Annotated in this window: 28 protein-coding genes; 3 read left to right on the forward strand and 25 right to left on the reverse strand. The window is 31.1% G+C overall.

Annotation, left to right across the window (positions count from 1 at the left end; translation table 11 throughout):
• Positions 1–364: 364 nt before the first annotated feature.
• The 3 genes from KO500_RS16435 to KO500_RS16445 are packed head-to-tail and all read right to left on the reverse strand — an operon-like array spanning position 365 to position 3,633.
• Positions 365–1,318 (reverse strand): AAA family ATPase, encoded by a 954-nt coding sequence (locus KO500_RS16435; protein WP_215957650.1) that lies wholly within the window; start codon positions 1,316–1,318, stop codon positions 365–367.
• Between the two features lie 4 nt (positions 1,319–1,322).
• On the reverse strand, positions 1,323–2,756 hold the full coding sequence (locus KO500_RS16440) for a peptidylprolyl isomerase (protein ID WP_215957651.1): 1,434 nt from the start codon (positions 2,754–2,756) through the stop codon (positions 1,323–1,325).
• The gene (locus KO500_RS16445) at positions 2,743–3,633 is read right to left on the reverse strand and encodes a peptidyl-prolyl cis-trans isomerase (protein WP_215957652.1); all 891 of its coding nucleotides are present in this window, start codon (positions 3,631–3,633) and stop codon (positions 2,743–2,745) included. The genes KO500_RS16440 and KO500_RS16445 overlap by 14 nt, the downstream gene beginning before the upstream one ends.
• A 156-nt stretch (positions 3,634–3,789) precedes the next feature.
• On the opposite strand from KO500_RS16445, the gene KO500_RS16450 reads away from it, so the two are divergent.
• Positions 3,790–4,011 carry a hypothetical protein gene (locus tag KO500_RS16450; RefSeq protein ID WP_252732597.1) on the forward strand — a complete coding sequence of 74 codons (222 nt, stop codon included), beginning with the start codon at positions 3,790–3,792 and terminating at the stop codon, positions 4,009–4,011.
• A 5-nt stretch (positions 4,012–4,016) separates the two neighbouring features.
• Positions 4,017–5,156: a serine hydrolase gene (locus KO500_RS16455; protein WP_215957654.1), complete on the forward strand. Its 1,140-nt coding sequence runs from the start codon at positions 4,017–4,019 to the stop codon at positions 5,154–5,156.
• A 78-nt stretch (positions 5,157–5,234) separates the two neighbouring features.
• Here KO500_RS16455 and rimO read toward each other — a convergent pair whose 3' ends face one another.
• Entirely contained in the window at positions 5,235–6,551 is a 1,317-nt protein-coding gene (gene rimO, locus KO500_RS16460; RefSeq protein ID WP_215957655.1) for a 30S ribosomal protein S12 methylthiotransferase RimO, read from the reverse strand.
• A gap of 143 nt (positions 6,552–6,694) precedes the next feature.
• On the opposite strand from rimO, the gene KO500_RS16465 reads away from it, so the two are divergent.
• Complete coding sequence (locus KO500_RS16465) at positions 6,695–7,789, forward strand: serine hydrolase domain-containing protein (RefSeq protein WP_215957656.1); 1,095 nt, start codon at positions 6,695–6,697, stop codon at positions 7,787–7,789.
• On the opposite strand, the gene KO500_RS16470 is transcribed toward KO500_RS16465, so the two are convergent.
• The 21 genes from KO500_RS16470 to KO500_RS16570 form a co-directional block, all read right to left on the reverse strand.
• The gene (locus tag KO500_RS16470) at positions 7,770–8,354 is read right to left on the reverse strand and encodes a hypothetical protein (protein WP_215957657.1); all 585 of its coding nucleotides are present in this window, start codon (positions 8,352–8,354) and stop codon (positions 7,770–7,772) included. The genes KO500_RS16465 and KO500_RS16470 overlap by 20 nt on opposite strands.
• Positions 8,355–9,332: a YHYH protein gene (locus KO500_RS16475; protein ID WP_215957658.1), complete on the reverse strand. Its 978-nt coding sequence runs from the start codon at positions 9,330–9,332 to the stop codon at positions 8,355–8,357.
• 182 nt (positions 9,333–9,514) lie between these two features.
• A complete protein-coding gene (locus KO500_RS16480; protein WP_215957659.1) occupies positions 9,515–11,188 on the reverse strand; it encodes an amidase family protein in 1,674 nt (557 codons plus the stop codon).
• A 62-nt stretch (positions 11,189–11,250) separates the two neighbouring features.
• Entirely contained in the window at positions 11,251–12,240 is a 990-nt protein-coding gene (locus KO500_RS16485; protein WP_215957660.1) for a 2-hydroxyacid dehydrogenase, read from the reverse strand.
• A 169-nt stretch (positions 12,241–12,409) separates the two neighbouring features.
• Positions 12,410–12,919: a GNAT family N-acetyltransferase gene (locus KO500_RS16490; RefSeq protein ID WP_215957661.1), complete on the reverse strand. Its 510-nt coding sequence runs from the start codon at positions 12,917–12,919 to the stop codon at positions 12,410–12,412.
• Positions 12,916–13,953, reverse strand: a complete 1,038-nt coding sequence (locus KO500_RS16495) for a threonine aldolase family protein (RefSeq protein ID WP_215957662.1) — start codon at positions 13,951–13,953, stop codon at positions 12,916–12,918. Before KO500_RS16495 ends, KO500_RS16490 begins: the two co-directional genes overlap by 4 nt.
• A 49-nt stretch (positions 13,954–14,002) precedes the next feature.
• On the reverse strand, positions 14,003–14,500 hold the full coding sequence (locus KO500_RS16500; protein ID WP_215957663.1) for a GNAT family N-acetyltransferase: 498 nt from the start codon (positions 14,498–14,500) through the stop codon (positions 14,003–14,005).
• A 559-nt stretch (positions 14,501–15,059) separates the two neighbouring features.
• Positions 15,060–15,377, reverse strand: a complete 318-nt coding sequence (locus tag KO500_RS17445) for a hypothetical protein (protein WP_252732599.1) — start codon at positions 15,375–15,377, stop codon at positions 15,060–15,062.
• A 341-nt stretch (positions 15,378–15,718) separates the two neighbouring features.
• A complete protein-coding gene (gene ftsY / locus KO500_RS16510) occupies positions 15,719–16,678 on the reverse strand; it encodes a signal recognition particle-docking protein FtsY (protein WP_215957664.1) in 960 nt (319 codons plus the stop codon).
• 185 nt (positions 16,679–16,863) lie between these two features.
• Complete coding sequence (locus tag KO500_RS16515) at positions 16,864–17,016, reverse strand: DUF4295 domain-containing protein (RefSeq protein ID WP_215957665.1); 153 nt, start codon at positions 17,014–17,016, stop codon at positions 16,864–16,866.
• Positions 17,017–17,054: 38 nt separating this feature from the next.
• Positions 17,055–17,237, reverse strand: coding sequence for a 50S ribosomal protein L33 (gene rpmG, locus KO500_RS16520; RefSeq protein WP_084062296.1), 183 nt, complete (start codon positions 17,235–17,237; stop codon positions 17,055–17,057).
• A gap of 21 nt (positions 17,238–17,258) precedes the next feature.
• Positions 17,259–17,495: a 50S ribosomal protein L28 gene (rpmB, locus tag KO500_RS16525; RefSeq protein ID WP_215957666.1), complete on the reverse strand. Its 237-nt coding sequence runs from the start codon at positions 17,493–17,495 to the stop codon at positions 17,259–17,261.
• Between the two features lie 72 nt (positions 17,496–17,567).
• A complete protein-coding gene (locus tag KO500_RS16530) occupies positions 17,568–18,815 on the reverse strand; it encodes a competence/damage-inducible protein A (RefSeq protein WP_215957667.1) in 1,248 nt (415 codons plus the stop codon).
• The gene (locus KO500_RS16535; RefSeq protein ID WP_215957668.1) at positions 18,815–19,153 is read right to left on the reverse strand and encodes an Hpt domain-containing protein; all 339 of its coding nucleotides are present in this window, start codon (positions 19,151–19,153) and stop codon (positions 18,815–18,817) included. The genes KO500_RS16530 and KO500_RS16535 overlap by 1 nt, the downstream gene beginning before the upstream one ends.
• Positions 19,154–19,157: 4 nt before the next feature.
• Complete coding sequence (locus tag KO500_RS16540) at positions 19,158–19,769, reverse strand: fumarylacetoacetate hydrolase family protein (RefSeq protein ID WP_215957669.1); 612 nt, start codon at positions 19,767–19,769, stop codon at positions 19,158–19,160.
• Between the two features lie 17 nt (positions 19,770–19,786).
• The gene (locus KO500_RS16545; protein ID WP_215957670.1) at positions 19,787–20,695 is read right to left on the reverse strand and encodes a carboxypeptidase-like regulatory domain-containing protein; all 909 of its coding nucleotides are present in this window, start codon (positions 20,693–20,695) and stop codon (positions 19,787–19,789) included.
• Positions 20,695–21,471, reverse strand: a complete 777-nt coding sequence (locus tag KO500_RS16550) for a 3'-5' exonuclease (protein WP_215957671.1) — start codon at positions 21,469–21,471, stop codon at positions 20,695–20,697. Before KO500_RS16550 ends, KO500_RS16545 begins: the two co-directional genes overlap by 1 nt.
• Positions 21,472–21,607: 136 nt before the next feature.
• Positions 21,608–22,990: a dihydrolipoamide acetyltransferase family protein gene (locus KO500_RS16555; protein WP_215957672.1), complete on the reverse strand. Its 1,383-nt coding sequence runs from the start codon at positions 22,988–22,990 to the stop codon at positions 21,608–21,610.
• Between the two features lie 86 nt (positions 22,991–23,076).
• Positions 23,077–23,697, reverse strand: coding sequence for a recombination mediator RecR (gene recR, locus KO500_RS16560; RefSeq protein WP_215957673.1), 621 nt, complete (start codon positions 23,695–23,697; stop codon positions 23,077–23,079).
• Between the two features lie 140 nt (positions 23,698–23,837).
• Positions 23,838–24,200, reverse strand: coding sequence for a CoA-binding protein (locus KO500_RS16565; RefSeq protein ID WP_215957674.1), 363 nt, complete (start codon positions 24,198–24,200; stop codon positions 23,838–23,840).
• Between the two features lie 204 nt (positions 24,201–24,404).
• The gene (locus KO500_RS16570; RefSeq protein ID WP_215957675.1) at positions 24,405–25,415 is read right to left on the reverse strand and encodes a 3-oxoacyl-ACP synthase III family protein; all 1,011 of its coding nucleotides are present in this window, start codon (positions 25,413–25,415) and stop codon (positions 24,405–24,407) included.
• Between the last annotated feature and the right edge of the window lie 93 nt (positions 25,416–25,508).

Here is a 25,508-nt window from a genome sequence, read left to right on the forward strand (position 1 = left end):
AATTGCAAAAACTTAAAAAACAATAATTAATATTTGCTTCAAAACCCCTAAACTTAAAAAAGCCGAAATTTATCACATCGCATTAAGCATTTTAACAAGTCTATTATTTAGTCGCGAAAACGATGTAAATTTTACACCAAAAAACTAAATATTTCGTAATTAAATGCTATTATTTTCTTGAATTTTAAATTAATCCAATCCTACAAAATTAGTAAAATATAAAAGGTATTTGAAAAAATTAATTAGAGATTCGGCCGAATTTAACAAAAACACCACGAAAACACATATTAAGTAGTAATATAGCAAGTTTTTAATATTTTTTCAACAAAATTAGCTACGAAAACGTTTGAAAAAATACTAAATTCTATAATAATTGACGAATTATATCATCAGCAGAGATACCTTCTGCATCTGCTTTGTAGTTTTTGATTATTCTATGTCGTAAAATCCCAACAGCTACTGCTTGAACATCTTCAATATCTGGAGAAAATTTACCTTTTATAACCGCATGAGCTTTTGCACCTAAAATTAAATTTTGAGATGCTCTTGGCCCTGCCCCCCAATCTAAGTATTGTTTTACGTAATCAGATGCAGTTTGCAAATTAGGACGCGTACTATTCACTAATTTTACAGCGTAATTAACAACATTATCTGGCACTGGTACTCTTCGAATTAATTGTTGTACAGCAACAATTTCTTCAGCATTAAACAAAGCATTAATTTGCGGTTTAACATCAGATGTAGTTGCTTTTACAATGGCAACCTCTTCACTTATACTTGGGTATTTTAACTCTATAGCAAACATAAAACGGTCTAATTGAGCTTCAGGTAAAGGGTAAGTACCTTCTTGCTCAATTGGGTTTTGTGTTGCTAAAACAAAATAAGGGGCTGGTAACTTGTAGTTTTCACCTGCAATTGTAACCGTTCGCTCTTGCATTGCTTCCAATAAAGCTGCCTGAGTTTTTGGTGGAGTTCTATTAATTTCATCAGCCAAAACTATATTTGAAAATATAGGGCCTTTTATGAATTTAAAATTTCTGCTTTGATCTAATATCTCGCTACCTAAAATATCACTAGGCATTAAATCTGGAGTAAACTGAATTCTTTTAAAATCTAAGCCTAATGCTTTTGCAATGGTATGCACCATCAAAGTTTTTGCTAAACCAGGAACACCGATTAGCAAAGAGTGACCGCCAGAATACACCGAAAGTAAAATTTGGTTCACTACATCGTTTTGACCAACGATTATTTTAGCAATCTCTTTTTTTAAGCTTTCATGCTTTTCAACTAGGTTATTTACTGCAGTAACATCGGACATGCTATTACCTTTTTACCCAATTATTTTTAAAATCACAACCTTGATTTGACTCATTTACGCTAATATACGTCTCATCAATATGTTCTTTCATCCATTTTCCAATAGCATCAGCTTGTTTTTGCGTTAACGCTAAACTTTGGATTTTTATATAATCTTTTGAATAATCAGCAACGTGTTCATCATAACGATTTGTAATTTTCATAATTTTATAACTTGTTCCATCTCTAGCATCTTCGTCTAAAATAGGCCTTGATATTTCGTTATCTTTTAAATTACGTATTTGATTGTATAATTGCGGATCGTTCATGTTTGCCAATTCAAATCTCGAACTATAGTCATTAGGGTTTCTTAATTGACCGCCATCAAACTTTGTTTCTTTTTGATCTGAGAAATTTAATGCTGCTTCAGCAAATGTAAATTTACCTGCTATAATTTTTTCACGGATAGAATCTAATTCTTTTTTGGCATCATCTAATGCACTTTGAGGCACTTTAGGTATCATTAAAATATGCCTTACCTCACGCTCTTGACCTAATATTTTATCAACTGTAACAATATGGTAACCAAATTCTGTTTCAAAAGGTTCAGAAACCTCACCTTCAGCTAAACTAAATGCAACGTCTTTAAATTCTTTCACAAAACCTGTTTGCTTTGTCATCTTATACAAACCTCCACTTTCTTTTGACCCTGGATCTTCAGTATATAAAATAGCTTTTACCGCAAAACTAGAACCTCTTTCAACAACATCTTCTCTAATTTTATTTAAACGATCAATTACCTTTTGCTTTTCTTCTTGTGGAGCTTCTGGTTTTTTAACTATTTGTGCAATTTCTAATTCTGTACCAAAAACTGGTCTTTGGTCTTCTGGAATTTTATTAAAGAATTGACGAACCTCTTCTGGTGTAATTTCTATCTCGCTAACAATTTTTTGTTGCATACGCTCAGATAGCATTCTAAGCTTATTAATTTTAAACAACTCTTCCCTAAAAGATACTTCATCTGGCTTTTTATAAAAAGCCAATACTTTTTCAATAGAACCTACTCTTTGGACTAATTGCTTAATTTGAGAATCACTTGTTGCATTTACCTCATCATCAGCAACTAAAATACTATCTTGAACAGCTTGGTGTGCATACAAACGATCTTCCATCAACTTACCCAAAAGACTACAGCGGTTAATATCTGCTGATGTTGCTCCTTGGTTTTTCAAATCAATTAAAGTTTTATCAATATCTGATTCTAATATTAAATAATCACCTACTACTGCTGCAACACCATCAATCTTCACTTTTTTAAAGATTTTTGGAGTTTCTGTAACCATACTCACATCACTAATTTCAGGTTGTGTTTCTGTGCTATCAGTTACTGTTTCTTGCGCATTTACTAAACCAATTAATAATAGTAATGCTATAGTAGTTGTGTTTTTAATCTTGTTCATAGACTTCAAATTCTTTGTCTTTAATTGCTTCATCAATAATTTCTGTTTCTAGGCTTCTGATTAACCCTAAGCGCCTTCTATTTAGTATTATTTGCTTAATAGATGGCATAACAAAAGATAAAGGAGCGGTATCATTTGTTTCTAAAACCCCAGTTACTTTTGCCAAATATACTCCTAATGAATCCTGAATTTCAAAAAATTGTGACTTTTTTAAGTATCGATCCTCATTTTCAAAGGTTAAAGGCGGTATTTCATTAATAATTCTTGATGCTTTTACCCATAAAGAATCATTAAAATTTATTTTTTTGAATTGTATTCCGATAGAATCTAAATATTTTACATCATTTTCATTAAAACGATTTAAACGCATTTTAACTTCATTTATATTTAAATATTGTTCAGGAAGCTCAATAAAACGAAGTTTTATAAGCTTTTCTTTTAATTTAAAATTCTCTTTTTCTTCCTCGTAAAAACTTTTAATTTCTGAGTTTGTAACCACAGTATCTTGTGATTGTAATATTAAAGCCTCTTTATAAGCCCTTGTATATAAATCAGTTTTATAATTTTCAATCAATAAATTAAATTCTGCAATTTTATCTGCTGGTAAATTTATTTTAGATTTTGATAATAGTAATTGCTTAGTTGCCCAATTGTTTACATAATTTGTAACAAACCAAGCGCTATCTTCAATAGACTCATTATCCTCAAGTAATCTATTTATATCATCTCTATACAAATAAGCTTCACCAACACGCGCCAAAGGTTCTCTCTCTTGATCTTTTTTAATCAAATCTCCACAAGAAGTAAAAAACAAAAACCCTACTAAAACCACTAAAAATCGAAACAATTTATTGAAAAAAAATTGACTTAAATTCATCTTACAAAATTAACAAATAACTGATGTTGTGCAAGTTCATTAATTCTAACAAAAATCAACTATTTTTAACGTTCTATTATAAGTATCACTATTTGCAGTGATAAAATTTAAAATTTATAGCTTTAATTTTACTTTATGCAACCTAAAAAAATTAAAATGATTTGGGATTTTCGTGGTCCTGCCGCTTCAAAAACAGCAGAACACCATGTTATTCATTTAAAAGAATATATTGAAATTGAAAGACTTAGCACAAACATTACTGGTATAAACCATATAAATGATATGTTTAGTATTGCTTATTTAGTGGTTGAAGAAACAGAAATGCTAAAAGTAAGAGATGCTTTAAAGCCGCATAGAGGTGAACTATACGAGGCCTAACAAACATGAAGAAAGTTATACTCTTTTTACTAATGGCATTACTCTTTACTTCTTGTGAAGAAAAAGTACGCTCTACAGCTCCTATTCAGCAAGCATTAGCCTCTCCAAATACTGCTGTTAAAAATGTATTTGACAGCTTAAGCAAGTATGAAGTTCAAATTAAATTCACCCGTATTAATCGTAAAAATGATAGTATCTTTTTTAAAGATTATACTTTTCAAGATAAACCCGAAAACTATTTTTACCCTGCAAGTACCGTAAAATTACCCATTTCACTTTTAGCTCTTGAAAAATTAAATAGGATTGATGATTTCGACATGAATACTGTGTTTTATATTGAAAATGATTCTATTGAAACCACAGTAGCTAAGGAAATTACTAAGATATTTGCCGTAAGTGATAATGAGGCCTACAATCGTCTATTTGAGTTTTTAGGGCAAAATGAAATTAATATTAAGTTGCACAAAAAAGGAATTGAGAACGTTAGAATTGCACACAGACTATCAATTTTAGATGCTGACAATGTAACCACAAACCCTTTAGTCATTTATTTAAATGATAGCACCTTAAGATTAAGTGAGAAAATAATTAATAAATCTATTACCCCTTTAGAAATTGAAAACACTAAAAAAGGCAAGGGTTTTTATGATGAAGATGATGTATTGATTAATGAAGCTTTTGATTTTAATTTAAAAAACTATTATGCTGTTGATGCACAACATGAAGTTTTAAAAAGAATAATTTTTCCTGAAAAATTTAAAAAAGAAGAACAATTTAATTTAAATGAGACGCAAAGAGAATTTGTTTTAAATGCAATGAGCTCATTACCTAAAAAGGCAGGCTATACTTCCGACGAGTATTATGATAGCTATGTGAAATTCTTCCTATTTGGTGATTCAAAAGAAGACATTCCTAAACATATTAAAATCTACAATAAAGTAGGTTACGCCTACGGAACCTTAACGGATTGCGCTTATATAAAAGACACTAAAAACAATATTGAATTTTTACTTACTGCTACCATTTTAGTCAACAAGAATGGGATTTTTAATGACAATACTTACGAATATGATAGTATAGGAATTCCATTTTTAGCAGCATTAGGCAGAGAATTGTACCATCAAGAATTAGAAGTCATAAAATAAAGAAGCCTGTTTTTAAATTTAAAAACAGGCTTCTTTATTTTTATTAACTTTTTATAATTATAATCAGTTATCTGTAATTTAGTTTGAATTTGCAACAATTGGATCTCCATACAAGTCAAAATCTGCCGCTTCGGTAATATGTACATTTACAAATTCACCTACTTTTAAATAATGTTTTGAAGCATCTATTAAAACTTCATTATCAACATCAGGAGAATCAAATTCTGTTCTACCAATAAAATGTTGCCCTTCTTTACGATCAATAATACAACGCAACGTTTGCCCCACCTTTTCTTGGTTTAATTCCCATGAAATTTGAGATTGTATTTCCATAATTTCAGAAGCTCGTTGTTGCTTCACCTCTTCAGGCACATTATCTTCTAAATTATAGGCATGCGTGTTTTCTTCATGGCTATACGTAAAACAACCTAAACGCTCAAAACGCATTTCTTCTACCCAAGTTTTTAAGGTTTGAAAATCTTCTTCTGTTTCGCCAGGGTAACCTACTATTAATGTGGTTCTAATTGTCATTTCAGGAACTCTCGCTCTAAAATCATGCAATAACTTCGTGGTTTTTTCTTGCGTAGTCCCACGGCGCATACTTTTTAAAATAGAATCTGAAATATGTTGTAATGGAATATCTAGATAATTGCAAACTTTAGGCTCTTTCTTCATTAAATCAAGCACATCCATCGGGAAACCTGTTGGGAATGCATAATGTAAACGAATCCATTCAATACCTTCTATCTTTACTAAAGCCTCTAAAAGCTCAGCTAAATTTCTCTTTTTATATAAATCTAAACCGTAATACGTTAAATCTTGAGCAATAAGTATTAATTCACGAACACCTTTAGCTGCTAGTTTTTCAGACTCTATCACCAACTCTTCAATTGGTTTACTCTTATGCTTACCACGCATTAATGGTATTGCACAAAAAGAGCAAGGTCTATCACAACCTTCTGCAATTTTTAAATAAGCATAATTTTTAGGCGTAGTTGTTAAACGCTCACCTATTAATTCATGCTTATAGTCTGCACCCAAAGCTTTTAATAAACCTGGTAATTCTGTTGTACCAAAATACTGATCTACATTAGGCATTTCCTTCTGCAAATCTGGCTTGTAACGCTCACTTAAACAACCCGTAACAAAAACCTTATCAACAACACCAGCTTCTTTTTTCTGTACAAAATCTAAAATAGTATTTACACTTTCTTCTTTAGCATTATCAATAAAACCGCACGTGTTAATAACAACTATATTCCCTTCTCCTTCATGAACAACGTCTTTCTTATTGGCTTTCAACTGTCCCATTAATACTTCAGAATCGTATACATTCTTTGAGCACCCTAGGGTAACAACGTTAATCTTATTTTTCTTAAGTGTTTTTGTACGCATAATTTATTATAAAGTGCAAAAATACAACAAGCTAAAAAACATATGCTTACTTATATTAGTTTTTATTGTTTTTACGTTAGTATACCGACAAACCACTACATTTAAGCCCTTTTTAATCAGCGAAATACCTAATAATTAAACAAATGAAACTCATACAAACCCTATTTACTACATTTTTAGTTTTATTTTCTATTTCTTGTTCTTCTGATAACTCATCTGATGATACGCAAGATGAAACTACTGAAGAGACAACTGATGAATCGTTATATTTTCCACCTTTAGATTCTGATACGTGGGAAACAGAAACTCCTGAGTCATTAAGCTGGAATGAAGCCGAACTAGATGCGCTACTTACCTATCTAGAAGAAAAAAATACCAAAAGTTTTATAATGCTACACAATGGCAAAATTGTGGTTGAAAGTTATATGAATGATCATTCTGCTACCACAAGTTGGTATTGGGCTAGCGCAGGAAAAACTTTAACTGGAACTGTTACTGGTATTGCTCAAGACGAAGGTTTAATTGCTATAGACAATAAAGTTTCTGACTATATTGGCACTGGCTGGACAAGTGCAACACTAGAAGAAGAAAACTTAATTACATGTAAAAATTTATTACAGATGGATTCTGGTTTAGATGATAGTTTAGGTGATGATGTTTCACCTGAAAACTTAGTATATATTGCTGATGCTGGTACAAGATGGGCATACCACAATGTTTATGTAAAAATACAAGATGTTGTTGCCACAGCAAGTAATGAAACTTGGTCTGAATATTTCAACACAGCTTTAAAAGAAAAAATTGGAATGTCAGGAACATGGATTCCTTTAGATGATTTAAGTGTTTATTGGAGTGATACAAGAAGTATGGCACGTTTTGGGCTTTTAATAGCTGCTAACGGTAATTGGGATGGAACACAAATAGTTTCAGAAAGTTTTTTAACCGTAGCTACAAATACGTCACAAGAAATCAATGAAGCTTATGGATATTTTTGGTGGCTAAATGGAAAATCTACCTACCATTTACCTTCAACACAATATGAATTTTCAGGTTCACTCATACCAAACGCTCCAAATGACATGTATGCCGCATTAGGTAAAAACGATCAAAAAATATATGTTATACCCAGCAAAGATTTGGTAATTATTAGAATGGGACAAGCTGCTGATAGTTCAAACTTTGCTTTATCAGATTTTGATAATGATTTATGGGAGAAAATTAATGCTGTGATTGATTAGTTCTCAATCTTTTATTAAATATTACAAATAAACCTACTGGCACTAACAAAAGTAACAGCCACAATTTATCATCATAAATGCTTTTTGTTTTACACTTAAACGAAGGCTCGTTTAAAGATGTCGTATAGATTTTAGAATTACCACTATTGATAAAACTATGCAAATTTGTATGAGAATCGCTCAAATTAAACATAATAGTATTCTGAACCTCTAGCAAAGTTGCTTTTTTAAAATAAAACGTAAAGTTACTTTGGTGAGAATGACCTGCATTATTATTAGAAGCCTCGATATTCAACAGCTGAATAGTATTGCCATCTAAGTCTTTCAGAATCAAATTTGATTGAACATATTCAAAAAAAGCATTATCTATTGCTTCTTTACTTTTATTATTTTTTAATTCAGGTTTGAATTTAAACACAGCTTTTCTAATAGTCCAAGGAAATTCTGCCTTTACCAAAATTTCAGCATCACTTTCCTCTATCTTAAAATAAGCTTCTTTTACATCATGCGCATATGTACTAAAAAACACACTACTACATAGCAACAAAAATAAAAAAGCTCTCATTTATATACTGAAACTATCAGAAGGTGTTCCTCTAAAATAACGAGGAATAATTGGGAAACTTTCTGTAATTAAATAATAATAAGTTCCTTCAGGATATTCTGGCGTTACACCTGTTCTGCCATTTGCTTCATCTAAAGTACCTAAATCACTCACATATTCATAATCAGCAGAGTAAACTCCGTCATACTCACCACAGGGTGCAGTAACTCCATCACCCGGCCTATCCCCTGTTTTTAATTGATAACTAGATGTCATTTCTATTATTTCAGAAGTTGCGTCTGTAGCATCAATATAAGCGTATTTATAATAAATAGGAAATCCATCGGCCGCATAACCTATTAAAGTCATTTGATTCGTTTCAACAGCTAAATCATCTAAATACAAATCAGGTGAACCATGGTAATGATATTGACCACTAGGTTGTACATGTGCATTACTACAATCTAAACCTAAATCAACATTTGTGGCTTCTAAGTTCCATTCCCAATTAACATTTTCACTTAAAATACCTTCATGCGGAAAAGGTTCTGCTGCAATCGGATCAAGCTCAACTCCATTAAAAAGAATTCCAAATCTATAATCTATTCCATCTTCACCAAGCAAAGCTGTAAATGAACTTGCTAAAGTTGGCGTATTTGTTATGCTATAACTTTCATCTTGTTCTGAAATTTCATTAGGATTTAAAGCATTTTGAACCTGGCCAAATAAACCTACTTTATGACCAGGAATACTATTAGCACTTATTAACCTAAAACCACCTGAAGTTGATTCTTCATATATTGATGTTTCTGTTAAAGTTTGATCACAAGCGCCTCTTGAGTCATCTAACTCGTAAACCAATGTACAGTCATCATCAGCTACGGTTGTTTCTTCTGTTTCAGAAACAGAATCACCGTCACTATTATCACTACTACACGAACTAAAAACAACTAACAAAAAAAGTACTGATAAGTAAGTTAATTTTTTGATTTTCATCATTACGGGGTTTTGGGGTTTTGGGGTTTTACAATTAGACTTCAACTATTTGAAATAGTTTAAAACACATATAAAAAATTTCTAATTTAAAATACAACTTGACACTATTTTTGCAATTACAAAAACGGTATCAGCATACCATTCATTGGTATTAAAATTACAATGACTATTTTAATTACCCAAATTTAATTAATATAACCAAAAGGTGTTTTTCTAATTTTTGTTGCTTGCTCAAAAATTACACCTAGTTGTAATAATTTATATTCCTCAAACTGTTTTCCTATAAAAGTCAAACTTTCAGGTTCACCCGTTGGTTTGTATCCCATAGGCACAGTCAAAGCTGGATATTTTGCTACAGCTGCAAAACCTGCATAATAATTATTAACACTCAAAATTGCATCTAAATTGTTTTCATCAAGAATAGCATTAAAATGAGCTCTGCTTTTATTTTCTAAATTAGCAATGATATCATTTAATCCCTCTGCAGTTACAGAATCTGCTACAATACCCTCAAACAAAGCTTGCCCATAAGGTATCCTAATTAAACTATCTTGTTTATTGAATTCAATAAGGTCAGGTATATTAGAAACTTGCAACTCATCTTTATTTAAAACATTAGCCTGAATATAAGATGGTAAATCATTTTTCATATCAATACTTAATATACTTCTAAACCCTGGTAAATCAACTTTATTTGGTGTGAATTCAACAATTGTTGCACCAAGACTTTTCAATGTATTTATTGTAGTTGCATAAATACTATCTGAATCTATTAAATTTTTAAACGCACCAAATCTTTTTCCTGATAAAGAAGCTGTATTTGTTACAGCATCAACATAATTTTTATTTGTTGTTACTGAACTTTTATCAGCATTATCTTTACCTGTCATTGCAGATAATAAAATTGCCGTATCAATTACATTTTTAGCCATTGGACCAGGAGTATCTAAAGTGCTTGATATTGGCACTATTCCACTTCTACTTAGCAAACCAATAGTTGGTTTTAAGCCTACAACAGAATTCTGACTCGAAGGTGACAATATTGATCCTGAAGTTTCTGTACCTACAGCGACTACAGCATAATTTGCAGCTACAGCAGTTCCACTACCTGAACTAGAACCTCCGGTTTCAAAAACTTTACGTCCATAAGGGTTTAATGTTTGTCCGCCAACGGCACTATAACCAACAGGACAACCCGTACACAAAAAATACGCCCATTCACTTAGGTTAACCTTACCTAAAATTAAAGCTCCATTTTTCTTTAATTGCGTTACAACAAATGCATCATCAGTTTCATTATTCATAAATGCTATTGCTCCTGCAGTGGTTTTCATACCTTTAGTATCAATATTATCTTTTAACAGAATTGGCATTCCATAAATTTGATGTCGTTTTTTATCCGGGAACTTAGCCAATGCTTCATCACAAGATTTTGCTTGTTCAATAACATCCTTATTCAATGAAATAATAGTATTTAATGTAACGTCTTTATTCAATTCATACTTATATATTCGGTATAAATAGAATAACACCAACTTCTCATACGTTAAATTTCCCGCCAAAATATGTGATTGAATATTTGGTATATTTTGCTCTAAAATTAATGGCTTCCAGGTATTATAATCAGATTCAGAAATTGAAGAAACTTTATTATATAATGGTAAAAAAACGTCATTTTTATCTAACACTTTAGACTGGACTAGCTTATATTGCATTCGCGAGATTTCATGATCTGCATTTGCTATCACTTCCAATGAATCATTATAAGGCTCCCAAATATTCTGGGTTTCTGAAACTTGTTTGTTTTCTTTACACGATACAATTACTAATAGCGCAATACATATTAAAAAGTTTTTCATAAATAATAAAGTTCTTTTGTATAAAAAATAGTCGTAAAATATAATTAAACAAACACCTACCTTTACTTAACTTCATTATTTAACATATCGTTATTTTTAAATAAGTTAATATTTTCAAGAGTAGTCATTGTAATTTCATCCATAGCTTCTTTTGTAAAAAAAGCTTGATGCGAAGTTATTAATACATTAGGAAAACTCATTAGCCTTAATATATGCTCATCTTGAATTATATGTTCTGACAAATCTTCAAAAAATAAATTTTCTTCTTGCTCATATACATCAATACCTAAATAGCCTATTTTTTTATTAATTAAACCCTCAATAACATCTACAGTATTAACTAATGCACCACGGCTTGTATTAATAATCATAACACCATCTTTCATTGAAGCTATTGACCTTTTATTCACAACATGCTTTGTTCCTTCATTTAATGGACAATGCAATGAAAGAATATCCGCTTGTTTAAAGACTTGATTCAACTGCATGTACTCTACACCTAAACTTAATAAGTCTTCATTTTTATAAATATCAAAAGCAATTATTCTACAACCAAAACCTTTTAAAATCTTGCAAAAAGAAGCTCCAATTTTTCCAGTACCAATAACTCCAACCGTTTTATTATGCAAATTAAAACCAATTAAGTTTTTTAATGAAAAATTTCCTTCTCTAACTCTATTATAAGCTTTATGAGTTTTTCTGTTTAAAGTTAAAATCAAAGCAATAGCATATTCTGCTACCGCTTCAGGTGAATACGCAGGAACTCGAACTACTTTTAAGTTATTATTCTTTATAGCCTCAAGATCAACATTATTAAAACCTGCACAACGCAGGGCCACTAATTTAATACCATTAGCAGAAAGCGCAAGAATAGTTTTTTTATCAATTGTATCATTTACAAAAACACAAACTACATCAAAACCCTTAGTAAGGTTAACAGTATGTATATTTAACGCTGTCTCAAAAAAAGAAAATTGAAAATTGTAATGTTTATTATTTTTTTCAAAATATTCCTGATCGTAGGATTTAGTACTAAATACAGCTATTTTCATCTTTAAATAATTTATGTTACAGTTCAAAAAACAACACTTAAGAACCTACATAAAGTTACAAAAAGCTCTTTTACTAAAATTAAAAATGCGTAAAATCAATTGATTAAAAAATCAGTTTTTAATAAAAAATGACACAAAAAACTTTAGGTCAATTTATTAAAAGCTTATTTTAAGATAATTTTTTTTCATAAGCTTTCCTTGGACTCCCTCTAAAATATACTTCTCCGCAATACGTATACCCCAACTTATCAAAAATATTCAGCATCGGAGCATTATCAAAATTAGTATCTACCTTCAAACTATAAATTTTACGAGTTAAAGCAAAATCTTCAATGTATTTAAATATTTTTTTGGCAAACCCTCGTCCAAGATAATCTTCAGATATAGCAACACGGTGAAACACTACAAAATCTTCATTAGTAAGCCATTCACCTTCAATTTTCTCATACTCAGGTTCGTCATTAACTAACAACACACTATAGCCGATAATTGTACCATTATCATCACACAAAACATACCCAACTTCTTTCTCTACATCATTGGTTACAATTGCTAAATTAGGATAACCATCTTGCCATTGGTTACTACCATCTTCTTTTCTTCTTTGTATTGCTTGCTTCAATATTTCCCATATCTGTGGTATTTCTGAAACTGTTGCTTTTCTAAAGTGATAATTCATGATTCTTTTTTGAGTTGATTTAAAATAGTTATAAATTCATTCACTACAGTCTCATCTGTTGCCCATGAAGTGATAATCCTAATTACAGCATTATTCTCATCAATTACTTTCCATTCATAGAAGGCATAGTTCTCACTCAATTTTTCAATTAACAATTTAGGTAAAATTGGAAAAATCTGATTCGTAGTTGAGTGTGTTAAAAATGAATAGCCATTGTCTCTCACTGCATCAGAAATTTTCATAGCCATACAATTAGCGTGTTTAGCCAATTTAAAATACAAATCATCTTTAAATAACTCAAGAAATTGAATACCTAGCAACCTACCTTTTGCAAGTAAAGCACCTTTCTGTTTTAATACGTAATCAAAGTCGGGTGCCAAATTAGCATTATTAAATACGATTGCTTCGCCTAACAAAGCACCATTTTTTGTACCACCGATATAAAAAACATCTGTAAATTTTCCAATATCAGAAAGTGATAAATCATTTTTTTCAGCTGTTAACGCATGTCCTAACCTTGCTCCGTCTAAAAAAAGTAGCAGGTTCTCTCCTTTACAAAATTCAAATAATTCTTGGAGTTCGGTTTTACTGTATATAGTTCCAATTTCAGTAGAGTTAGAAATATAAACCATTTTAGGTTTTACAACATGAGGCCTAAATGAGTATGCTTGTAATGCCTTTTGAATTCCCTCTGGAGCCAATTTCCCATTATCTGTATCAACAGTTATTATTCTATGCCCGACAGCTTCTATCGCTCCTGTTTCATGAACAAAAATATGCCCTGTATTTGCACTTATAACAGCCTCATGAGCTTTCAATAAACTAGAAATTACTAATAAATTACTTTGTGTACCACCTGATGTAAAATAAATAGCAGCATCTGAATTACCTAATTTTTGTTTTAGTAATTCTTTTGCTTCTAATGAATAAATATCTTCACCGTATCCTAATTGTTGTATTGAGTTTGTCTCTACAAGTTTTTTTAATATATTAGGGTGACAACCTTCGCTATAATCGTTTTTAAAATTATACATTACTCACTATCTTTTTTACGTATTTGAGTTAAAGTTTAAGATTATTAAATTAGTTACTGTTACCAATTTTTAATTGAAGTACTTCTCTTTGCAAACCATCAATTATTTTATGCTCTTTTAGAGCAAAACCATTTTTAGTTAAGATTTTTCTTGAAGCTATATTTTCAGGATCAATTATTGCTATAATATTTTTTATAGAATTTTGTTTTTTACCATTCTCGACCAGCAACTTCGCCATAGTACTTGCTATGCCTTTGCCCCAATAATCAGGTAAAAGCATATACCCTATTTCAACGGCAGTAACATTAGATTCAGATGCTTCTAGTTTTGCTATTCCTAAAACTTTATTAGTTTCAGTGTTTACAATTTTAAACTTTCCGTAGTTAGGATTAAGTTCATTTTTTTTAATCAGAGTATTAAAATCTGATTTAGCTTCCTCTAGGTCTAAAGGTTTTGTCGTTATCATTTTCATTACTTCAGCATTACTTACTAACTGAAAATAATTTTCAAAATCAGACCTAGCTATTTTTTCTAGTTGCACATTCATACATTAAAATTAAATATTTTTAGTTTATGTAGAATGTTTATTATCTATTTAACTTTTTAGTAAATGATAAGATAAATTAACCCTAAAAAACATAGCTATTTCCAACTAATTCCATCAGTTTAGCTTATGACTATTTAATTATAAGTGTTTTTACCAAGCGCAAATTAGAAAAAATATAAACAATCCTTTGTTTTCATATCAAACAAGTGATTTTTCTATTTATCATATTAAAACACCAAACTTCCATGATTTTAATTTAACCGTGAGAACACAAAAAAATTACGATTAAAATCTAAATCCAATTATTGCAGGTTCAGCTATACGTACGTCTTTTATTTTAATTGTACGTGAATATGATCATCATGTCTTACTGCTCTGCATCCGTGATATCTTATTCTACTATCTTCTAATTTTAATCTGTTTTTCAAATGTGGTTCAACAAACAGCTTTGCTAAATATTATTATTTAAAATACTATTTATCAACTTTCTTGCCCCTATTTCATAAAAAATATAATCTTTATTAATTGCTCCAAAAGTCAAATATTTTCGGAAGTCATACTAAAAACGACCTTTTTTTAAACAATTATTAATATGATCAAATTCATTTGGTTTAGGGTTTTCAAAAATCCCATAACCGCTGACAGATTTTTGTACGTTTTTTACAATTCCGCTTTCTGTTTCGTATCTCAAGCTTATATCGATTTTCTTTCTGTAATTATGACTTAAGCGAGGAATCAATGGAAAGTTATCTATAAAAGGGAAATTTGCATCTAAGTACTGAATTTCAATCTCTGTCCCTTTTAAATTATTTGCAGTAGTACTTAACAATTCATTCAACTTAGGTTTTACATAATTCCTATTTAGCAATACCGTCATATAATTTGCTGAACTTATTTTCTCAGAATGTTTTACTTTTTCCCGACCAAATATTGGCGCAATTACAGGAACAATAAAAAAATATAGAGAATAGATATAAGCAAATAAAAAATTATTACTATTTTAAACTTAAGTTTAAAATTCCATTTATTTGAAATTACTAAACTTACTAAATAAACTAATCATCCAATTTGAGTTATTACATTTAAGGGTTCAAAAAGGAGTAATTTAAATAAGCTTTTCAATTGCAATTCCTACTTCAGTAAGTTTCTTAAAGAAGTTTTATTTCATAGTCTTTATGACAAATAATAAACAGATATATGCATTAAGAATACTCACACCTAATTCTTACTAAAAAAAGAATCTACAAATTCGTATTTATTGAACACTTGCAAATCTTCAATACCTTCACCAACCCCAATATACTTTACAGGTATTTTAAACTGATCAGATATACCAATTACAACTCCACCTTTAGCAGTACCATCTAATTTAGTTACCGCCAATGAAGTTACATTAGTAGCTTTTGTAAATTGTTTTGCTTGCTCAAACGCATTTTGCCCTGTAGAACCATCTAAAACCAATAATACATCATGTGGCGTTTCTGGCACAACTTTTTGCATTACACGGCTCACTTTTGAAAGCTCGTTCATTAAATTAATCTTATTATGCAAACGACCAGCAGTATCTATTATTACTACATCGGCATCTTGAGTAACAGCTGAACTTAAGGTGTCAAAAGCAACTGAAGCAGGGTCACTACCCATTTGTTGCTTTACAATAGGTATATCAACTCTATCTGCCCAAATTTGCAATTGGTCTATAGCCGCAGCCCTAAATGTATCACCAGCACCTAAAACAACTTTTAAACCTTTTTGTTTAAACTGGTACGCTAACTTACCAATAGTCGTTGTTTTTCCAACACCATTAACACCCACAACCATAATTACATATGGTTTTTTACCTTTTGGTATTTCAAACTCTGTAGCATCACCTGAATTGGTTTCAGAAAGTAAACGTGCAATTTCTTCACGCAAAATTTCATTCAACTCATCAGTACCTACATATTTATCTTTAGCAACCCGCGCTTCAATAGCTTTGATAATTTTCAAGGTAGTTTCAACACCTACATCTGACGCTACTAAAACTTCCTCTAAATCATCAAGAACATCATCGTCAACCTTTGATTTTCCTGCAACAGCCTTACTTAACTTCCCTAAAAAGGAAGTTTTTGATTTCTCTAAACCTTTATCTAATGTTTCCTTTTTTTGAGAAGAAAACAACTTTTTAAATAAACTCATATTCCTATTAAAATTCTATATATCAAATATATGAAATAAGGCCTTATAAAACTGCATAGATTATTTATGTTCGACAGCTTACACCATTTGTTATAAAACAGCTACAGTCAAACTTTTATAAACAAAAAAAAGCTACTTTCTTTCGAAAGTAGCTTTTTACCAATATTAAAATTGGAATATCTTTTTTACTGCTTACTTAACCAATCGTTAACTTTACTTGGATCCATTACAGCCTCAGTAAATGTATAAGCACCAGACTTAGGAGATTTAACCATTTTTATAGCTTTGGTTAATCTTTTTGAACTGGTTTGTAAACTTGCTACCGTCTTCTTTGCCATGATTTATATTTTTATCATTCTCGTTATAAACGAAAACCTTATTTAATTTCTTTATGAACAGTCATTCTCTTAAGGATAGGATTAAATTTTTTAATCTCTATTCTATCTGGAGTGTTCTTTTTGTTTTTTGTTGTAATGTATCTTGAAGTACCAGGTTGACCTGATTCTTTATGCTCTGTACATTCCAATATCACTTGGATTCTATTACCTTTCTTAGCCATTTTACTAGATTTTTTTAAGGATTATTTTAATATCCCGTTTGCTTTAGCTTCTTTCAAAACTGCAGAAATACCTTTTTTATTAATTGACTTTAAAGCCCTTGCAGATACCTTTAAAGTAACCCAACGGTCTTCTTCAGGAATATAAAAACGCTTTTTAGAAAGATTTACATCGAATCTTCTTCTTGTTTTATTGATGGAAAACGAAACATTGTTTCCAAACATAGCTCTCTTTCCAGTAATTTCGCAAACTTTTGACATATCGCTAGGATTTGTTATTTTTAAACAGGATGCAAATTTAGAACTTTTTTATCATTTGCACAAACTTCTTTTTTAGAAATTTAAAATTTCTTTTTCCAAAAGCTCAAACGCCTTATTTACAGAACGTTGCACAACTCTTTCCCTTTGCGTTCCCATCTTAAATTGCTCTGAATAAACACCACTTGGCGTTGCCACCGCAATAAAAACGTCTCCAACCTCCTCATTTGAGTCTCCTTTTTCAGGTCCGGCATTACCTGTGGTTGCAATTGCAAAATCTGCATTTAATAGCTTTTTTACATTCAAAGCCATTGCTTCAACCACTTGTTTACTTACTACAGAATAAGTGTTTATAATTTCTTCTGGTATTTGCAATACGTTTATTTTTGCCTCTGTAGCATAACTCACTACTGTACCTTTATAATAAGCTGATGATCCTGGTTTTGCTGTAATTTTAGAAGCAATACTTCCGCCCGTAAAACTTTCTGCGGTAGCCAAGGTCATATTTTTACTTTTCAATAGCTTTACCACAACCTCGTGAATATCTTCACCTTCTTCACCATAAGTAACATCACTTATAAGCTCATAAAGTTTTTTTACCTCTAAGTTAACATCTTTATTTACAGCTTCTTTACTATCACCTTTTGCACTTAATCGTAACCGTACTGAGCCTAAACTTGGTAAATAAGCTAAACTTATATGTGCTGGCAATTGATTCTCCCAATCTTCAATCTGTGCTGCCAAAGCACTTTCTCCTACCCCGTATGTAACAATTGTTTTGTGGAGAATAAATGGTAATTTAAATTCTGACTGAATTTTAGGAATTACTTGATTCTTAATCAATGCTTTCATTTCAAAAGGGACACCAGGCAATGAAACAAAAACAGTATTTGATTTAGATTTCATCCACATACCAGGGGCAGTACCTTGTTCATTAAACAAAGTAGTTGCTTTTGAGGGCAGTAATGCTTGATCTTTATTTACTTGCAACAAAGGTCTATCAGAATATTTAGCAAAAATTTCTTCTACATGCTTAAGAACAGCATCGTCTTGCTTTAAATAATCATTAAAGTACTCACAAAGTGTATGTTTGGTAATATCATCTTTTGTAGGACCTAAACCGCCAGTTATGATAACAACATCAACATTTTTTTCAGCATTTTCTAAAGCTTGCAAAATATGCAACCGATCATCTTGCACTGATGTTATTTGATAAACAGAAAGTCCTATTTTATTAAATTCTTCAGCTATAAAAGCTGAATTTGTATCTACAATTTGACCAATGAGTATTTCATCGCCAATTGTAATAATCTCTGCTTGCATTATACGTCGAAGTCGTTTTTTAATTCTCCTATTACCTGATGAATATCTTTTTTAAGAATTGGAAATATTTCATCTACAGCAGCACCATTAACACCTTCTTTACCTAAATTTTCAATAGCCAAAGCATTTGCTCGTGTTTGCTCCATGCCTAATAAATCAACATTAGGTTTAATTTTATGCGCTAGTTGATATATAGAAGGAAAATCTTTAGCATCTACAGCAGTTTCTAGAAGTGATAAATCTTCAGGCACTTCTTCTAAAAAAACAGAAACTACAGACAATATAAACTCTTCATCACCATCCGCCAATTCATTTATTTTATCGAGACTATATATCATCTTTTTATTTAATGTTTACATTGAACATTTCAATATTTTCTAACTTTCCTGAAAGATAATCATTAGTTTCAACACTACCAACACCCGCTGGCGTACCTGTAAACAACACATCACCCTTTTTAAGGGTGAAATACTTACTTACATATGATATGATCTCATCTATCTTCCACAGCATCAGGTTAGTGTTGCCATCCTGCACTATTTCATCGTTTTTAGCTAATGAGAAATTTAAATTATTTACATCTAAAAATTCTTCTTTTGATACCCATTTTCCTATTACAGAAGCACCGTCAAAACCTTTTGCTTTCTCCCAAGGCAACCCTTTTTCTTTTAATTTTTGTTGCACATCACGAGCTGTAAAATCGATTCCTAAACCTATTTCATCATAATAATTAGGCGCAAATTTTTCTTCAATATGTTTTCCTACTTTTTTGATTTTTACCAACACTTCAACTTCGTAATGAATGTCATTCGAAAATTCTGGAATATAAAAATCTTGCTCTTTAGGTAATACCGAAGAATCTGGTTTTATAAAAACAACAGGATCAGTTGGTTTTTCATTTTGCAACTCTGCTATATGAGCAGTATAATTACGACCAATACAGATTATTTTCATGTGCTAAATTTTTAGAACTATTTTTTTGCCAATTTTAAACTTACAGCAGGTATAAAATTCTGATTTTTATCTTTTGACTTAACCACAAAATCAACCCACTCACCCATTCCGTAAACCATAACTTTATAGTTTTGATTTTTAGAATACATTCCACTAAAGGTAGGGGCAAATCTATCTTCAACAAACAATTTATTTGTTATATTATTTTTTTCGGTGTTTTTATACCAATTAAACGGCACAAACAACCATTCCAAACCTATATAAACACCTTGCTGTGGCATTTTTATATTGAAAGCTGACAAATCAATTGAAACATAATCTTTACCAGTTTCTGTTTCTAAAACTACACTCTTATGTAATAAATCTTTAGTAGGATGCTTTGTTTTTGGATCAACATCATACAATCTAATTCTGAACTTTGATGCATCACCTTTAAAGCCTTCATTTTTTTGAAAAAAGATAGTGACTTTATTTACATATTTTTTCTGTTGCCCTATATTTGGGAAATACAAAGCTAATACCCAAGGCGTGGTTGATGATGAAAAACCGCTCACTAAGCTACTGCTACTAATAGGATTTAAAACTGACATGTCACCCAAAGTTTCTGTAACCACAACCTCATTTAGCTCAAATGATTCTGGAACCATTTTAAACTTTTTAGCTTTAAAGACAGAGCGTGCACTTACCACCGTATCGTTATATCCTAACGACGATAAATGCAATTGTTTATCTAAATAACTTGCAGGTAAATCCATAAAAAAATGACCTTCTTCATCAGAAGATGTCCCTTTTAAAGTTTCTAAAAAACTAAGGTTTACAAACGGTACTGTTTCATTTGTTTTACTATCGTAAACAACACCCTCAAAATATACTTCTTGCGCAGTTAACTGAGTTACAACAAACAAGAACAATAAAAAAAAACGCATTATCCTAACTTATTATTTAACTTACTTAATTTTATTTGCGTTAATATTTTTTTGGTGTATAAAGGAAAGTCTGCATTCAAAATCCAACTAAAATACCCAGGTTCTTTTTCCAAAACATCATGCACTTTTTTTCCTTTGTGCTTCCCAAAAGAAAAAATCTCTTCATCATCTTCATCATAAATAATAAAACCAGCAAAATCTACCGTTCTTTTATGCGATGAAAAGGCCGCTAATTTTTTTACATTATTTTCCAAATCAGGATACCTATCTAACTGAGAAAGTAGCACCTCATATGTCGCATTAGTATCTGCTGCCGCACTATGCGCATCAACCAAGTCTTTATCACAATAAAACTTATAAGCCGCACCTAAAGTTCTTTTTTCCATTTTATGAAAAATAGTTTGAACATCAACAGATACGGTATTTTTCATATCAAAATCAACATCAGCACGTAACATTTCTTCTGCTAATAAAGGAATATCAAAACGATCAGAATTAAAGCCTCCTAAATCGCTATCCTTTATCATATTATAAATATCTTTTGAAAGCTCTTTAAAAGTAGGTTCATTTGCCACTTTTTCATTTGATATACCATGAACAGCAATAACCTCATCAGGTATAACCATTTCGGGGTTTACCAACCAAGTTTTACTTTCCTTATTTCCGTTAGGAAAAATTTTAAGTATAGCTATTTCAACTATTCTATCTTTCGCCACGTTTACACCTGTTGTTTCTAAATCAAAAAAACAAATAGGACGGGTTAACTTTAATTGCATGTTTACTAAAATTTTAACAAATATACATGTTCAAAAAATGAAATGCACAATTTAACCATATTTCAAAAAGCATTATTAACAAAAAAATGCTCCATAATTAAGGAGCATTTTATATAATTTTTAAATTTAGAAAAACTTAAACTTCTCTATTTACATCCCAAGCTTCAAGGTAATCGGCTACTGCTTTTATAAACATTCCACCAAGCGCTCCGTTAACAACACGGTGATCATAACTATGCGATAAATACATTTTACTACGTATACCAATAAAATCACCTTCAGCAGTTTCAATTACTGATGGTACTTTTCGAATAGCACCTAAAGCTAAAATTGCAACTTGTGGCTGATTAATAATAGGTGTACCAAAAACACTACCAAAGGTACCTACGTTTGTTACCGTATATGTGCCTTCTTTAATTTCATCTGGCTTTAATTTATTAGCTCTACTTCTACTTGCTAAATCATTCACGGCTTTTGCCATACCAACCAAGTTAAGTTGGTCTGCATTTTTTATTACCGGAACTATTAAATTACCATCTGGTAAAGCCGCCGCCATACCTATATTAATATTTTTCTTTTTGATAATTGTATCACCTTCAACCGATATATTTATCAAAGGATACTTTTTTAAAGCCATCGCAACAGCTTCCATAAATATAGGCGTAAAGGTCAATTTTTCTCCTTCTCTATTTTGAAAAGAAGTTTTTACTTTATTTCTCCAGTTAACAATATTAGTAACATCAACCTCAATAAAACTCTGAACATGTGCCGAAGTTGAAACACTCTTAATCATATATTGAGAAATCAATTTCCCCATTCTTGTCATAGGCACAACTTCATGTCCGTTTGAAATAGCAGCTTCTACCACTTCAGGACTTGCCGCTTTTTGAACAATAGTTTTAGGTTGCGAATTAACAACTACAGATTCTTCTTTTACAGGAGCCTCAACTGGCTTCTCTACTTCTACCTTATTTTCAATGGGTTGCTTACCTGATTTTTTAGCCGTTACATAATCAATGATATCTGTTTTTGTAACACGACCATCTTTTCCTGTACCCACAATATTATCCAGCTCAGAACCAGAAACACCTTCTTCTTTAGCAATGTTTTTAACTAAAGGAGAATAAAAACGATCTGTAGTACTTTGAACAGCTACTGGAGCCCCTACAGATTCACGTACGAAAGAAATTTCTTTCTCTAACACTTCCGCTTCCACATCATTAGAATCTTCTGTAACTACTTCTTCTGTTTTTACAGGTATTTCATTTGACGCTTCACCATCAATTTCTATAATTGCTACTGTTTGCCCTACCGACACAACATCATCAACATTAAAAAGTTTTTCAACCAAAACACCTTCTACTTCACTTGGCACTTCAGAATCTACTTTATCTGTAGCAATTTCAAAAACTGCTTCATCCATTTCTATTGTATCACCAACTTCTTTTAACCATGTTGTTAGCGTTGCCTCTGCAACGCTTTCTCCCATTTGCGGTAATTTCAATTCAAATTTTGACATATATTTAACAAATGTACTTGATTATAATACTTTATTGCGAAAATACTAAAAAAATCGCGTTTTCATTATATTAACTTCATCTATTTTCAAGAAGCTTTCATTGAGTTTTCAAACGGAATTCTATTTAAAATACTCCGCCCAAGAGTTACCTCATCAGCATATTCCAATTCATCACCTACAGCAATACCTCTTGCTATTGTTGAAGTTTTCACACTCAAACCTTCTAACTGTTTGAAAATATAAAAGTTAGTAGTATCTCCTTCCATTGTAGAACTTAAGGCAAAAATCAACTCATTAACCATTCCGTTTTTTACTTTATCTACCAATGATGAAATTGTTAGATCTTGTGGGCCTACACATTCCATTGGTGATATTTTACCTCCTAGTACATGATACAAACCTCTATACTGTCCAGTATTCTCAATAGCCATTACATCTCTAATATCTTCAACAACACAAACTAATGTTGTATCTCTTTTAGGGTTTGAACAAATTTCACACAATTCAACATCAGATATATTATGACAGTTTTTACAAAATTTAATTTGAGAACGTAAATTTTCAAGCGCCCCAGAGAGTCTGCTTGTTTGTTCTTCTGGCTGTTTTAATAAATGTAAAGCTAAACGCAATGCTGTACGCTTACCTATTCCCGGCAATTGAGAGATTTCATACACTGCATTTTCTAAAAATTTTGAAGAAAATTCCATGGTAGCGAAATTACAATATTATACGAACTGTTCTTAATTTTTAATCTTAATATTTTATGCAACTATTAATTATGAATTAAGAAACAACAGCTAAACACTAAAGAATTACTAACGTATTTTGTAAGATAATTTTTAAAAATCTAATTATATTGATTAGTTGCCAACAAAACTAAAGTACATGCAACTTCAACTTCTATTCCCTGCTTTTCTAATAAATTATAAAACTCAACATTCTCTGTTCTAGGGTTAAAGATCACTCTTTTAGGTTTTAAGTTTAAAATATCATCATAAATATAAACCTGCCTTTTGGGATTTAAATATAAAGTAACTGTATGTATATTTTGTAAATCGGTAAAATTGGTTTTAATTTGTACTGAACCTATTTTACCTTCTTTTAAACCGTAAGCTTCGGTCTTGATAGAATTTTCTACGAGCCTTTTCACAGCAATATTACTGTACCTTTCTGGTTTTAATGAAGCCCCTATAACGAGTGTCTTTGGCATTATATCGAATTTGATGTTAAAGTTTGTTAATAATTGAAAGTTTTTAAAATAATTTACGTCTATTAGCCGTATCAAAGATATTTATAATTTTGTCGTTAATGCTGTATTTTTATAGTTAATGGTTAGTGTTTAGTGCACATTATCGATAATTAAAAACCCTGATGGAAACATCAGGGTTTTACTTTTTTATAAACAGGCTGTTATTTACCATTTAATAATAGCGCTACCCCATGTAAAGCCACTACCGAAAGCAGCTAACACTACAGTATCACCTTCTTTTACCCTGCCTTGCTCCCATGCTTCTGTTAAAGCTATCGGAATTGAAGCTGCAGTTGTGTTTCCATAATTCATAATATTATTAAACACTTGATCGTCTTTTAAACCAAATTTCTTTTGAATGAATTGAGATATTCTAAGGTTTGCTTGGTGTGGCACCAACAAATCAATATCAGTAGCCTCTAATTTATTAGCTTTTAAACCTTCAACAATTACCTCACTAAAACGAACTACTGCATTTTTAAATACAAATTGCCCATTCATATGCGGTAAATATGATTCATCATTTGGATCATTATCTGCAATAATATCACTAACCCATCTATTACCCATCCCTGGAGCAAGCAATGATAATTCTTCAGCATGTTGCCCTTCAGAATGTAAATGCGTAGATAAGATACCTTTTGAAGTATCTTCTTCTCTACTTAAAATAGCCGCACCTGCACCATCACCAAATATTACGGATACTGCACGACCTCTTGTAGTCATATCTAACCCGTGAGAGTGAACTTCAGAACCAATAACCAATATGTTTTTATACATACCACTTTTAATATATTGATCCGCTACAGATATACCATAAATAAAACCTGAACATTGGTTTCTCACATCAAGAGCACCTACAGTTTTTATTCCTAAATCTCTTTGCACTAAAACTCCTGGCCCAGGAAAATAATAATCAGGACTCAATGTTGCAAAAACTATAAAGTCTATATCATCTTTATCTATCCCAGCACGCTCAATGGCAACTTTAGCAGCTTTTACACCCATTGAAGTTGTAGTATCACCATCACCTTTTACAACATGGCGTCTTTCTTTTATACCAGTTCGCTCCTGAATCCATTCATCATTGGTATCCATTACCTTTGATAAATCATCATTGGTAACTACGTTTTCTGGCACATAATGCCCTAATCCTATTATTTTTGAATTATACATATATTTTTTTTCTGAGTTCTATTGAGATGATTTCTACTAAAACTACAAATTAAATAAATTTTTAATGGCGCAATTTAAGTAATATTATAGATA

It is taken from the genome of Cellulophaga baltica (genome assembly GCF_018861125.1).
Lineage (GTDB): Bacteria > Bacteroidota > Bacteroidia > Flavobacteriales > Flavobacteriaceae > Cellulophaga > Cellulophaga baltica_A.

Bases quoted from the DNA above. Each gene is read 5' to 3' on its own strand.
- KO500_RS16435 (WP_215957650.1), bottom strand. From the start codon at position 1,318: ATGTCCGATGTTACTGCAGTAAATAACCTAGTTGAAAAGCATGAAAGC.
- KO500_RS16440 (WP_215957651.1), bottom strand. From the start codon at position 2,756: ATGAACAAGATTAAAAACACAACTACTATAGCATTACTATTATTAATT.
- KO500_RS16445 (WP_215957652.1), bottom strand. From the start codon at position 3,633: ATGAATTTAAGTCAATTTTTTTTCAATAAATTGTTTCGATTTTTAGTG.
- KO500_RS16450 (WP_252732597.1), top strand. From the start codon at position 3,790: ATGATTTGGGATTTTCGTGGTCCTGCCGCTTCAAAAACAGCAGAACAC.
- KO500_RS16455 (WP_215957654.1), top strand. From the start codon at position 4,017: ATGAAGAAAGTTATACTCTTTTTACTAATGGCATTACTCTTTACTTCT.
- rimO (WP_215957655.1), bottom strand. From the start codon at position 6,551: ATGCGTACAAAAACACTTAAGAAAAATAAGATTAACGTTGTTACCCTA.
- KO500_RS16465 (WP_215957656.1), top strand. From the start codon at position 6,695: ATGAAACTCATACAAACCCTATTTACTACATTTTTAGTTTTATTTTCT.
- KO500_RS16470 (WP_215957657.1), bottom strand. From the start codon at position 8,354: ATGAGAGCTTTTTTATTTTTGTTGCTATGTAGTAGTGTGTTTTTTAGT.
- KO500_RS16475 (WP_215957658.1), bottom strand. From the start codon at position 9,332: ATGATGAAAATCAAAAAATTAACTTACTTATCAGTACTTTTTTTGTTA.
- KO500_RS16480 (WP_215957659.1), bottom strand. From the start codon at position 11,188: ATGAAAAACTTTTTAATATGTATTGCGCTATTAGTAATTGTATCGTGT.
- KO500_RS16485 (WP_215957660.1), bottom strand. From the start codon at position 12,240: ATGAAAATAGCTGTATTTAGTACTAAATCCTACGATCAGGAATATTTT.
- KO500_RS16490 (WP_215957661.1), bottom strand. From the start codon at position 12,919: ATGAATTATCACTTTAGAAAAGCAACAGTTTCAGAAATACCACAGATA.
- KO500_RS16495 (WP_215957662.1), bottom strand. From the start codon at position 13,953: ATGTATAATTTTAAAAACGATTATAGCGAAGGTTGTCACCCTAATATA.
- KO500_RS16500 (WP_215957663.1), bottom strand. From the start codon at position 14,500: ATGAATGTGCAACTAGAAAAAATAGCTAGGTCTGATTTTGAAAATTAT.
- KO500_RS17445 (WP_252732599.1), bottom strand. From the start codon at position 15,377: ATGACGGTATTGCTAAATAGGAATTATGTAAAACCTAAGTTGAATGAA.
- ftsY (WP_215957664.1), bottom strand. From the start codon at position 16,678: ATGAGTTTATTTAAAAAGTTGTTTTCTTCTCAAAAAAAGGAAACATTA.
- KO500_RS16515 (WP_215957665.1), bottom strand. From the start codon at position 17,016: ATGGCAAAGAAGACGGTAGCAAGTTTACAAACCAGTTCAAAAAGATTA.
- rpmG (WP_084062296.1), bottom strand. From the start codon at position 17,237: ATGGCTAAGAAAGGTAATAGAATCCAAGTGATATTGGAATGTACAGAG.
- rpmB (WP_215957666.1), bottom strand. From the start codon at position 17,495: ATGTCAAAAGTTTGCGAAATTACTGGAAAGAGAGCTATGTTTGGAAAC.
- KO500_RS16530 (WP_215957667.1), bottom strand. From the start codon at position 18,815: ATGCAAGCAGAGATTATTACAATTGGCGATGAAATACTCATTGGTCAA.
- KO500_RS16535 (WP_215957668.1), bottom strand. From the start codon at position 19,153: ATGATATATAGTCTCGATAAAATAAATGAATTGGCGGATGGTGATGAA.
- KO500_RS16540 (WP_215957669.1), bottom strand. From the start codon at position 19,769: ATGAAAATAATCTGTATTGGTCGTAATTATACTGCTCATATAGCAGAG.
- KO500_RS16545 (WP_215957670.1), bottom strand. From the start codon at position 20,695: ATGCGTTTTTTTTTATTGTTCTTGTTTGTTGTAACTCAGTTAACTGCG.
- KO500_RS16550 (WP_215957671.1), bottom strand. From the start codon at position 21,471: ATGCAATTAAAGTTAACCCGTCCTATTTGTTTTTTTGATTTAGAAACA.
- KO500_RS16555 (WP_215957672.1), bottom strand. From the start codon at position 22,990: ATGTCAAAATTTGAATTGAAATTACCGCAAATGGGAGAAAGCGTTGCA.
- recR (WP_215957673.1), bottom strand. From the start codon at position 23,697: ATGGAATTTTCTTCAAAATTTTTAGAAAATGCAGTGTATGAAATCTCT.
- KO500_RS16565 (WP_215957674.1), bottom strand. From the start codon at position 24,200: ATGCCAAAGACACTCGTTATAGGGGCTTCATTAAAACCAGAAAGGTAC.
- KO500_RS16570 (WP_215957675.1), bottom strand. From the start codon at position 25,415: ATGTATAATTCAAAAATAATAGGATTAGGGCATTATGTGCCAGAAAAC.